Source organism: Candidatus Cardinium sp. cByotN1 (assembly GCF_022810525.1).
Lineage (GTDB): Bacteria > Bacteroidota > Bacteroidia > Cytophagales > Amoebophilaceae > Cardinium.
In genome coordinates, this window is the sequence record NZ_JAACGG010000172.1 from 1 (window position 1) to 12,004 (window position 12,004).

10 protein-coding genes are annotated in these 12,004 nt (G+C 38.6%); 8 read left to right on the top strand and 2 right to left on the bottom strand.

The window, feature by feature from the left end; genetic code table 11:
• Positions 1 to 486: 486 nt before the first annotated feature.
• Together MUW73_RS04215 and MUW73_RS04220 are read left to right on the top strand one after the other, a co-directional pair.
• Complete coding sequence (locus MUW73_RS04215) at positions 487 to 3,081, top strand: ATP-dependent Clp protease ATP-binding subunit (RefSeq protein ID WP_243575295.1); 2,595 nt, start codon at positions 487 to 489, stop codon at positions 3,079 to 3,081.
• Positions 3,074 to 4,096, top strand: a complete 1,023-nt coding sequence (locus MUW73_RS04220) for an esterase/lipase family protein (protein WP_243575296.1) — start codon at positions 3,074 to 3,076, stop codon at positions 4,094 to 4,096. Before MUW73_RS04215 ends, MUW73_RS04220 begins: the two co-directional genes overlap by 8 nt.
• Positions 4,097 to 4,112: 16 nt before the next feature.
• Here MUW73_RS04220 and ruvX read toward each other — a convergent pair whose 3' ends face one another.
• Together ruvX and lpxB are read right to left on the bottom strand one after the other, a co-directional pair.
• Positions 4,113 to 4,553 carry a Holliday junction resolvase RuvX gene (gene ruvX, locus MUW73_RS04225; RefSeq protein WP_243018091.1) on the bottom strand — a complete coding sequence of 147 codons (441 nt, stop codon included), beginning with the start codon at positions 4,551 to 4,553 and terminating at the stop codon, positions 4,113 to 4,115.
• Positions 4,531 to 5,643 (bottom strand): lipid-A-disaccharide synthase, encoded by a 1,113-nt coding sequence (gene lpxB, locus MUW73_RS04230; protein ID WP_243018090.1) that lies wholly within the window; start codon positions 5,641 to 5,643, stop codon positions 4,531 to 4,533. Before lpxB ends, ruvX begins: the two co-directional genes overlap by 23 nt.
• A gap of 270 nt (positions 5,644 to 5,913) precedes the next feature.
• Here lpxB and MUW73_RS04235 point away from each other — a divergent pair, with 270 nt between their 5' ends.
• The 6 genes from MUW73_RS04235 (at position 5,914) to MUW73_RS04260 (ending at position 11,897) form a co-directional block, all read left to right on the top strand.
• Positions 5,914 to 6,816 carry a hypothetical protein gene (locus MUW73_RS04235; RefSeq protein ID WP_243575297.1) on the top strand — a complete coding sequence of 301 codons (903 nt, stop codon included), beginning with the start codon at positions 5,914 to 5,916 and terminating at the stop codon, positions 6,814 to 6,816.
• A gap of 49 nt (positions 6,817 to 6,865) precedes the next feature.
• Positions 6,866 to 7,810 carry a 5'-3' exonuclease gene (locus MUW73_RS04240; RefSeq protein WP_243018088.1) on the top strand — a complete coding sequence of 315 codons (945 nt, stop codon included), beginning with the start codon at positions 6,866 to 6,868 and terminating at the stop codon, positions 7,808 to 7,810.
• A 149-nt stretch (positions 7,811 to 7,959) separates the two neighbouring features.
• Entirely contained in the window at positions 7,960 to 8,796 is an 837-nt protein-coding gene (locus MUW73_RS04245; protein ID WP_243018087.1) for a phosphatidate cytidylyltransferase, read from the top strand.
• Between the two features lie 31 nt (positions 8,797 to 8,827).
• Positions 8,828 to 9,484, top strand: a complete 657-nt coding sequence (locus MUW73_RS04250; RefSeq protein ID WP_243018086.1) for a phosphatidylserine decarboxylase family protein — start codon at positions 8,828 to 8,830, stop codon at positions 9,482 to 9,484.
• 73 nt (positions 9,485 to 9,557) lie between these two features.
• On the top strand, positions 9,558 to 11,057 hold the full coding sequence (gene gltX, locus MUW73_RS04255) for a glutamate--tRNA ligase (protein ID WP_243018085.1): 1,500 nt from the start codon (positions 9,558 to 9,560) through the stop codon (positions 11,055 to 11,057).
• 3 nt (positions 11,058 to 11,060) lie between these two features.
• Positions 11,061 to 11,897: a lysophospholipid acyltransferase family protein gene (locus MUW73_RS04260; protein ID WP_243018084.1), complete on the top strand. Its 837-nt coding sequence runs from the start codon at positions 11,061 to 11,063 to the stop codon at positions 11,895 to 11,897.
• Positions 11,898 to 12,004: the final 107 nt, after the last annotated feature.

Sequence of the window (12,004 nt, forward strand, 5' to 3'; positions counted from 1 at the left end):
CTGCAATCCATCCCGGCAACTGTTTTTCTTTTCATCTGTAAACTGCGCTTTCTGATCGCACTTTTTTCAAAGGGCGCGTTTTTTTTCTAGCATAAGCCATAGTGGTGAACGGAAACAATTTTCCTTAAGTTGAAGCCATTGGCTTCTAAGAAACTAGCGTTAAGCAAGTTTCTTTTTTAGGTATAACCAACCCCAGTGGGTGAGAGCTGAATGGATAGAAGCAAGCTATACAAAACATTTTAAAGTCTTGATTATAAGGTATAAAAAATATTAGAGATATCGAAATAACACTTGCTTTGCTCTATTAGCTATAGAATAAGACCCAGTTTTATGCATAAAATCTAAATAATGCAAATCATTAGATGGCTATAACGCCATAGATAGGTTTTGCAAGACGGCTATTGGTATCAAAGTTCCTTACAACAGAAGGACAAAAGTATTATATTTACCCAAGTAACAGTAAAGTAATGATCAACCCCTAGCATTATGGACTTTAAAAAATATACCATTAAAGCACAAGAGGCCCTACAAGGCGCTATAGAGATTGCCCAAGACAACCAACAACTTACTATTGAAACAGGCCACTTACTCAAGGCCATTATAAGTAGTAATGAAGCACACGTTACCTTTCTTACCCAACAACTGCAGGTGCCTCTAGAACCTTTAAAGCAAGCATTAGATCAACTCATTCAAAGCTATCCGAAAGCCTCTGGACAGCAGCCTTACTTATCACCCCATATGGAGGTTAGCTTACGACAGGCGGCAAGCTACCAAAAAAAATTAGGTGATGACTTTATTGCAGTAGAACATTTGCTGTTAAGTCTGTGTGCTGGCCAAGACAAGACGGCAGCCCTGATGAAAACCCATGGCATAACAGAACAGTCTTTGTTACAAGCTATTCACGGATTACGTGGTAGCCATAAAGTCTCAGATCCTACGGCAGAGTCTAAATATCAGTCACTAGCGCGTTACGCAAAAAATCTCAATCAGCTGGTTAAAGAGGGAAAAATAGATCCGGTTATTGGACGGGATGAGGAATCTCGAAGAACCCTGCAAATTATTTCCCGTAGAACTAAAAATAATCCGCTGTTAATTGGGGAGCCTGGTGTAGGCAAAACAGCTATCATAGAAGGGCTAGCCCAAAGAATTGTAGCAGGGGATGTGCCTGAAAACATCAAGTCTAAGCTAATTTTTGCACTAGATTTGGGACTTTTAATTGCTGGTGCCAAATACAAAGGTGAGTTTGAAGAGCGACTTAAAGCCGTTATCAAAGAAGTGGTTGATTCTAATGGGGAATTTATTCTTTTTATTGATGAAATTCATATGCTTATTGGAGCAGGTGCTTCTGGTGAAGGAGCTATGGATGCAGCCAATTTACTCAAACCAGCCCTTGCACGTGGCGAACTGCATGCTATTGGTGCTACTACACTCAAGGAATACCAAAAGTACATAGAAAAAGATAAAGCATTAGAAAGAAGGTTTCAAGTAGTTATGGTAGACGAACCAACCCAAGCGGATTCTATTTCTATTTTAGAAGGCATAAAGGGAAAATATGAGGCTTACCATAATGTTCGTATTTTGCGTGATGCAGTGGTAGCTGCCGTAACACTCTCTTATCGCTATATCCCAGAACTTCGCCTACCTGATAAAGCGATCGACTTAATAGATGAAGCAGGTGCCAAGAAGCGTATTGGCTTAGATACCATTCCTGTAGATTTAGACCAAATACAACGCAAAATTACTCGATTAGAAATCGAAAGGGAAGCTATTCGAAGAGAAAATGACCCCACAAAACTTGAAGAATTATCTAAAACCATTGCCGACCTAACTGAACAAAAAAATAATCTAAAAGCAAAATGGGAGCACGATAAATCGATTATTGAGGGCATTGGTATACAGAAGCAAAAAATCGAACAATTGCACTTAGAAGCTAAAGAAGCAGAACGCAATTTTGACTATGGTCAAGTGGCAGAAATTAGATATGGCAGGCTGGCAGAGGCAGAAAAAAAACTGAAAGCATTCGAAGAGCAGGTAGAAGCATTACGTGAGGCTAGTCCATTTTTTAAAGAAGAAGTTACCAAAGAAGATATTGCTGAAATTGTGGCCCACCGTACGGGTATTCCTGTGTCCAGAATGCTTCAAGATGAGCAAGAAAAATTACTCCACTTAGAAGATATACTTTCTGATCGTGTGGCAGGCCAAGCAGAAGCCATTCAGGCTATGGCTGATGCAGTACGCAGAAGTCGAGCGGAATTACAAGATCCTCGTAAACCGATTGGTTCTTTTATTTTTTTAGGTACCACTGGGGTAGGTAAAACTGAACTAGCCAAAGCATTGGCTACATTTTTATTCAACGATGAACAGGCTATGATTCGAATAGATATGTCTGAATACCAAGAAAAACATTCAGTCAGTCGACTGATTGGTGCACCACCTGGCTACATAGGCTATGATGAAGGAGGGCAACTTACAGAGGCGGTTCGTAGAAAGCCCTATTCAGTAGTTTTATTAGATGAAATAGAAAAAGCACATCCAGATGTTTTTAATATTTTATTGCAAGTATTGGATGATGGTAGGCTAACCGATAATAAAGGTAGAACAGCCAATTTCAGAAATACGATTATTATCATGACCAGTAATATGGGGGCCCATCTTATTCAAAGCCAATTAGCTGGTAACCAAGATCTGCCAAATAAAGAGATATTGGCAGAAACCAAAGAAGCAGTTGTACAATTGCTCCAAAAACAGATGCGACCAGAATTCTTAAATAGGATAGACGAAATTATTATGTTTAATCCACTCTCTAAAAGAGTTATTAAAGATATTGTAGCTATTCAGGTAAGAAAACTTAAAGCAGATCTAGCCAAGAATGGTATAGTCATTCAGATGGATGAGGAGCTTATAGATTACCTAGCCAAAGAAGGTTATAGCTTGGAGTTTGGCGCAAGACCACTCAAACGCTTTATGCAACGGATTATACTCAATGCATTGTCTAAAGAATTGCTAGCTGGACGGGTTACCAAAGATCGGCCTATTCTTATTGGCTATAACAAAGGAGAAGTGCTATTTTCAAATGTATAAAGCTATTTTAGGCCAACAACCTACCTTTGCAGCTTTGCTTTTACATGGTTTATATGGTCATGCCAATGAACTAAAGCCGATTGCAGAAAGACTCCAAAGCGCATTTGGCAAGTCGGTTCTAATCATTCAACCAACCTGCAGAGTCCGGCTAAAATCTGTCATACGATCAATAGATCAACAAGCAGAAGATATAGATAAGTATATAGCCGTTACATTAATCGAATATGGAAAAGAACCTAGCTCTTTTCCAATCATTATCATTGGTTATAGTCAAGGAGGTCTGCTAGCCTGTACCTTAGCTGAATCCTATAAAAATCAACTTAATATCCTAGGCATCATTACCCTTAACGCCCCTTTAATGGGCACGCCTTTCCTAGAACGCAGTAGCAAGGATGTGCAAGACTTTATATCGGATGCAAAAAAAGGATTACAGCTTATTGATTATCCCTTATCTAGGATTAAATGGAGCATGGCGCTCCAGAGATGGATGCGGATAGTGGCACGTCCAGGATGGATGCCTTTAGATGGATTAAAAGATATATTACCCAATAGCCCATGCACCAAAAATGTATATAACTTTTTGCAAAAAAACCAGAAAATACCTTGTTTACTAATCGCCACCTACGAAAATGATTTTTCTGAGCTATTTAATATGCATGTTCAAATAGCCGAACAGAAGAGAGCCATAGAGCTATTAAATGATGCCTATGCGCTATTTATTACTGGTAAAAAAGAGGGCAAACACGACACTTTAATTCCATTAGCCAGTCAGTTAGGCAGGCAAGATTGGCTACATAAGGAAGTGGCAATAGATTCAAAATATCCAACCCATAGTCAGCTATCTATCATGGCACCTAATCGCATACAAATAAAACGAAGGATGTATAAAGGGATCATCCATGCTAGTAACTTAGTAGCCATAGATCCTCGTTTATTTGTAGACCATGGTGAAATGGTCATTTATACTGAGGTTATTTTAACCGATTTAATCCAATTTATTAAGCAGTTGGTGTAAGTAAGCTACAAATAACCTATTGACCACTGCCATAACGAGATACCAAAAAAGATTGTAAGATAATCGCTGCACTTACCTGATCGATATTGCCTTTATCTACTCTATCCTTTTTAGAATAGCCAGCTTGATAGAGCCCCTGCATGGCCAACTTAGAAGTAAACCGCTCATCTTGGTAATAGAAACTTTGCCCTGGAAATGTCTTTTTTACTTCTAAGCCAATTGCCTCCACTACCCTACTCATCTTAGAAGGCCCCCCGTCCAAACCTTTAGGCAGCCCCATTACAAAACTCACTACACTTTCTTTTTGCAAATACTCCTTTAAAAACAGAAATAAAGTAGTAGTAGGTATCGTCGTTAATGGGGTGGCAATGATTTGTAAAGGATCAGTTACAGCAATGCCTACGCGCTTTAACCCATAATCTATGGCCATGATTCTACCCCCTTTTTTTTCTATCATTATACATACTTTTTGCTACTGCAGCAGCAGCATGCTCTTTACCTAATAATTGGCGAATCACTTGATAGGCTGCTTGTTGCTTGATGCTACCACTTTCTGATAAAAGAGTGGTCAAATGGAGATAAAGCTTGTCACTAGTCAGTTGATATTGAATTAATTCTGGAACAACCAATTCATCTACCAAAAGATTGACCAAAGAGATATACTGTACTGTGATCATTCTTTTATACAAAAAGTAAGCCAGCGGATGCAGCTTATAAACGACTATTTGGGGCAAATTAAACAAAGCAGCTTCTAAACTAGCTGTTCCAGAAGCAACGATACCCACTTTGGCAACCGCCATTAGGTCGTAGGTTTGGTCATAAACTAATTTAACCTGAGCACTACATACCGCCTTATACGCACAATTTGGGAGATGACTTAAGCCAGCTACTACCAGCTGATAGCCTTTAAAACCATCTGCCTGAGCAACCATTAGGGGCAACAAGCGCCGAATTTCATCCCATCTACTACCAGGCAATAGTGCTATAATAGGGCGGTTATCGAGCTTATTTTCTGTTATAAAATCAGGATTGATGCGATGGTCGGACACTTTTTGAACAAGCGGATGGCCAACATAATCAATTGTACAGTAGCCCTTAGCCTGATAATAGGCTACCTCAAAGGGCAAAATGGACCATACTCTATCTACATCACGCTTGATTTGTTCGATTCTTCCTGAACCATGTGCCCAGATCTTGGGTGGTATATAGTAATTTACCGGAAAGCCATTTCGCTTAGCAAATGCTGCTATGCGCATATTAAACCCACTATAGTCAATTAAGATGACTAGATCTGGTTGATAGCCTATTAAGCTTTTTTGGCAAAATTGTAATACTTTCCATAGGGCATACCATTTTTTTAAAAAATCTATCCCGATATAACCCATTTTTGAACTATCTACGTTACAAGGTTCCCCCATAGCTTTTGACATAGCCAACCCTCCACAAGCCCAAAAAGTAGCCTGGTAATCTATTCTTTTGATTTGTCTAATCAAATCAGCCCCATGCATATCCCCGGAGTGCTCTCCTGCAATAATATAATAACGCATAGATAATAGCTTTTAGATTAGATTGCCTGCGACAGACTCCTTTACTGGTAATCTTGAATATAGAGCAAATGGTCAAATCTTGACGTAAATCTAGCAATCAGGCTATTGCATGAACCAAATTAGGAAATAAAGGTAAAAAAATCTAATTTTAAAACGCCAATCATATAGTTTATACTGCTAGTAGTAAATACAAAAAATAACCATATTTTTCCATTGAAGTGCTTTACTAATTTATCTTTCTATTTTCTATGGCTTGCCCCATTGGTTTCATTGCATGCTTCAAAGTATTCTTTTTGCAACTTTATTCAACTGGATAGCGCCTTTTATATTAAACAAGATAATTATAAAGTCCATGTCAGTCGTATGCACCCTGGTAAACAAGACGGTGAAATGACAGTTAATCATATAACAGATGAACCTATCATACCATGTTATTATATACGCTGGTATCATGGGCCTTCTATTTACTTTAACAAAGATAAGGATAGTGATTCAGATCATCTACAGCAAAATAGCTATGACCCTAAAAACATCTTTGGTTTCACTGGAAAGGGCCTAACACTTGCTACACAGCTGTTGCTCTCTACGGAACTCTTCCGGTTACGGATTGGTGCGGGTGCAGGTATAAGATGTTCTTTTCTTAAAAAGATGATAGGCCAATGGGTCAACAATAGCCAACTCAGTAATAAACAAGATCAGCAAGCGTATCTAACAAACTATATACCTACACGTCCTTATTACTTTACTTGGACATCTTTGCTTCGCTTGGGCTTTAAAATAACTGAAACTAGCTATTATACTTTATTAATAGATGGTACTTGGACACCCTCCATCTATACGTTCTCTGAATTGGGTACAAAGTACTATCTATGCTACCCCCGCACTTTTGACTTGGGTACTACATTAGAAAAATCTTTTTTTTATAGTTGGCATTGGAGCATTCGCTTGGCCTATGGTTTATCCTTATACAATGAGATTCTGGAACATAGTGACCCAAGCACTCCTGATGATCTAGTTTCTGTAAGTCATTATATAGGTGGTATAATTTTTCAAGTCGGGATCGGCATACGCATCCCAATCGGTGGTAAATGTTCTATAATGGGATGCCATATCAAACCAGATCATAGACATGGTGGCAAGTATTATAGAGGCCATATAAACTTTAGGAGTTGATATGATATCATAAAACATTACGGCATATCCACTCAAAAAAAAGACAAAAATGGTAGACACGCTCAAAAAGCTTTTTTTATTAGATGGTATGTCACTGATCTACAGAGCCCATTTTGCTCTTAGTAAGGTACACACTACTACTGCAGAGGGAATTGAAACAGGGGCCATACTGGGCTTTGTCAATACACTATTAGAAGTATTGCAAAAAGAAAAACCTACCCATATCATTGTTGCCTTTGATAGCAAAGAAAAAACTTTTCGACATGAACTATTTACTAATTATAAGTCTCACCGCCCCGCACAACCAGAAGCAATCTCTATAGCAATTCCTTATATTCAATCCATTCTAGATGGATTTGGTATTCTATCTGTAAGCTGTAAAGGTTATGAAGCTGATGACCTACTAGGCACATTAGCGCATAAAGGAGCTGCAATGGGCTGTACTACTTATATCATGTCTACAGACAAAGACTTAGCCCAAATGGTAACGGACGTTATCTATCTCTATAAACCTAGTAGTCACGGCCAAAAAGCCAGCATCATTGGTAAAAAAGAGATCTTAGCCCAATGGGAGATCGCTAGACCAGAACAAGTAAAAGATATCTTAGCATTAGAAGGAGATCCCTCTGATTTTATTCCAGGTATTCCCTCTATTGGCAAAAAAACAGCACGAAAGCTTATAAAAGAATTTGATAGTCTTGAAAACTTATTGGCACATAGCGCTCATCTAACCGGTAGATTAAAAGCTAACCTAATCCAATATGCTGAGCAAGGCATGCTTTCTAAAGAGCTGGCCACGATTCGAACCGATGTACCCATCACATTAGACTTGGAAAAGTGTCATTATCAAGGACCCAGTAGAACCAAATTGGAACCACTATTTACTTTACTGGAGTTTAAACAACTCAAACAACGATTGTTTGGTAGATCCAACCAACAAAAGGGGCAAACAGCTAACCTATTTGAGCCGATGGTCGAGCCAGCAGCTATGTAACTACCAGATGCTTTTTGGCAATAAAGGAGTAGATCACCCTATTTTGTTACTCTTATGAAATTTTATATCATTGTAAGACTTATAACCAATCGGTTGGAATAAGCATAGATGCAACTGCTGCATCATCTATTAAAATAGAGGCTACACCTATGTTGAAAAAGCAAAACAATTTTGTACAGCGTTTTTGTTCGATTGTACTCTTTACACCCGTTATTATTTTTGCCATTTTTTGGTCTTCTTGGACTTATTTTTTGCTCTTTTTTTATGTAGTCATGCTGGCTATGCTAGAGTTTTATAAACTGCTTAAACAAGCAAATGTTACTCCGATGCGTGGTTACGGAATTTTTTTAGGCCTGCTTTTTTATACTATAGCCTTTCACTACTGCCTTTATGATAATAGCTCACTCCTATTAGGCTATATCTCTATGCCACTAGCTATTTTAGTCTATATGACCCCACTATATAACCGCAAACCTTCGAACCCCTTTTTAGATATCGCAGCTACCTTTTTAGGCATTTTGTATATTGCCGTTCCTTTTGGCATGCTGCATTACCTAGCCTTTTTTAAAGGCAGCTATTCCAAAGAGCTAATACTAGGCCTACTGACCATTGTCTGGAGCCAAGATACGGGTGCTTATCTAGTAGGTTCTGCCATAGGCAGATCTAAACTTTTCAAACGGATCTCTCCTCAAAAAACATGGGAAGGTTTTTTCGGAGGTGCTTTATTTGCCATTATGGCTGGTTATGCGATGGCCTATTTTTTTGCTATTTTACCATTATGCCAATGGCTCTGGATCTCTTTGATCACTATTTTTACAGGTACCTATGGAGATTTAGTGGCCTCGTTGCTTAAAAGAAGTGTAGATGTAAAAAACACCAGTGAAATCATTCCAGGACATGGAGGGCTATTAGATAGGGTCGACAGCTTATTGCTTACCATTCCTGCAGTAGTTGCATTTATAAAAATAACTTTACTTTTTACATAAAAAATCAAAACGAGCAAAGGTCTAGACCACAATGAAAATACATAAAGAAGGAAGAGATATTTTACTATGTACGCCTATTGTTCTATTGCTTATTTATTATGGTATGCATAAAAAAGTAGCATTGACTTACCATCAATCCATAGGATTTGCAGTAGTTAGTGGTGCGTTGTATTTTTGGCTGATCTATTTTTTTAGAGACCCATACCGTATTATCCATACGCAAGATCAATATATATTAGGCCCAGCAGATGGTAAAATCCTCAGTATTCAGAAAACATATGAAGGCGAATATTTACAGGAAGAGCGGATCAAAATCAGTATATTTATGTCTCCGTTCAATGTACACGTTAATAGGTTTCCTATGTCTGGCAGAATTGTCTTTTTTAAATACCATCCAGGCAAGCACTTGGTTGCTTTTCATCCCAAGTCTAGTAGCCATAATGAAAGAACCTCCATCGTAATTGAAAATGAAAATGGCCAGCAAATTCTTTTTAGACAAATAGCAGGTTTGATGGCCCGTAGGATTAAGTTTTATTTTAAAGAAGGTGAAGAGGTACAACAAGGTGAAAAATGTGGCTTTATTAAATTTGGCTCAAGAGCAGAGGTTTATTTGCCAATAGATGCCAATATTAAAGTAGCAGTAGGTGATAAAGTAAAAGGGGGGATTACGGTTCTGGCCAAGATATAAGCTTTTTACCCAGGGCTTGATTTTTTACAATGTGGTGAAAAGATACCATAAATTCTTTTTTATATAAAAATATATGGCCGTACATGTACGCTTTGCCCCCAGTCCAACTGGGGCATTACATATTGGCAGTGTTAGAACTATTCTCTATAACTATCTTTTAGCCCAAAAAGAAGGAGGACGTTTTATATTACGTATTGAAGATACGGATCAAAAGCGTTTGGTACCTAGTGCAGAAGCTTACATCTTAGAAAGCTTACGCTGGCTAGGGATTGTGCCAGATGAAGGACCTGAACAAGGAGGTTCTTTGGGTCCCTATAAACAATCTGAACGGATTGGGATCTATCAAACTTATATCCAATTCTTGTTAGATAATGGACATGCCTATTATGCATTTGACACACCAGCAGAGATCGAAGCAATGCGAGAACGGCTTAAAGCAGCTAAAATTGCCAACCCACAATACAATGCTATAAGTCGTGAATGGATGCGCAATGGCCTTACAATGCCGCTAGAACAGGTGCAAGAATGGATAGCAGCCGGAATACCCTATGTGATTCGGCTAAAAATGCCCCATAAAATGTTAATACGCTTTCAGGATGGTGTACGTGGCTGGGTCAAAGTAGATACTTCTGTCTTAGACGATAAAGTCTTAATGAAATCAGACGGCTTGCCTACCTACCACTTTGCTAGTGTAGTGGATGATCATCTCATGAAGATTACCCATGTGATCCGTGGAGAAGAGTGGCTCCCTTCCACCCCCATTCATATATTGTTATATCGTTACTTAGGTTGGGCTGATGAGATGCCGCAATTTATCCATCTGCCACTCTTATTAGCCCCAAATGGCAACGGAAAGTTAAGCAAGCGCCACGCAGATCAATATGGATTCCCGGCATTCCCTATCGCTTGGAAGAGTCTAGACCTTACAGTTGAAAATGCCTTTAGAGAAGCAGGCTATTTGCCAGAAGCGTTGTTGAACTTCTTGGCTTTACTTGGATGGAACCCAGGTACTAACCAAGAAATATTTAGCAAACAAGATTTAATAGAAGCTTTTTCTCTAGAACGCTTAGGCAAATCAGGGGTTAAGTTTGATATTGCTAAAGCTAAATGGTTTAACCAACAACATATCAAAAAGCAAGGAGCGACTATTTGGGCCAGCTATTTTATAACAGAAGCAGCTAAAGAAGATGTAACTTGTAGCCAGCAAGAGGCTATTCCGATTTGTAACCTCGTACAGGATAGAATTACCTTTCCTAAAGATTTTTGGAAAGAAGGCAGATTTTTCTTTTTTGACCCTGTTGATTATGATAGGGAACTCATTGAGAAAAGATGGAATAGTAGGACCAAAGAAGGAATCGTTGCTTTTAGAAAAGGATTAGCTACTTTACCAGAATGGCAAACAGATCAGATTAAAACATTATTAAAAGAATGGTCTATTCCTGGTATGATGCCCTTGTTGCGTATGGCACTTACAGGTGGAATGGCTGGTCCGGATCTTATAGAAATTATAGCCTTATTGGGTAGAGATAAGAGTGCTAAAAGAATAACCGCTTTTTTAGAAAGAGTAGAATAGCCCATGCTATACCGCTTATGTTATCTTATTTCTTTATTACCACTTCGACCATTATACCTTATCTCAAGGTTATTATATATAGTTATATACTACATAATAGGATACAGAAAAAAAATAGTACAGCAAAATTTAACTCATTCTTTTCCTAACAAAACAAAGCAGGAGTGCAATCAAATAAAAAAAGCCTTTTACCAATACCTATCTGATCTCCTATTGGAACATATAAAAGCGTTGACCATAACGCATGAGCTGCTTTTAGAACGGGTTGCCCTGAAAGATATAGAACCACTAGAAAGATGCTACCAGGAAGGCCAATCGATTATACTAGTTTCTGGCCACTTTGGGAATTGGGAATGGATTGCCAATGCCCTTGCCTTACAGACGCCTTATACCCTATGTGCCGGCTATCAACCTTTACACGATCAAGAAATAGATCAGATGGCACGCCATATAAGAAGCCGTTTTCAACGGAAAGCTATGCCAATGGCTGCCTTATTCAGGTATATAAGAAGCTATAAGGGGCCACCGCAGGCTACCACACTCTTAATAGACCAAGCACCATTCCATAAGCACAATACCCATGCTACTATCTTTTTAAACCAAACGACCAAGGTTGCCTTAACAGCTGCTAAGCTGGCTCAAACATGCAATCAACCTATCTTTTACATAGCAATAGATCGCATCAAACGGGGAAGTTATATAGCAAGACCTATATTACTTACAAAAACGCCTACGCAATTATCACCTGAATCAATTGCAGAAAGCTATACAAGAAAGCTAGAAGCCAATATTCTACGCAATCCAGCGCTTTGGATTTGGTCACATAGAAGATGGAAATAAGACAAGGAAGCTGACAAATAGGTAGCTTGTTCAATACATTATCCCCAAAAAAGCGTTTTCGTTCACCCAATCGCGTCAACTTAAGGAATTTTTGTTTCCGTTCACCA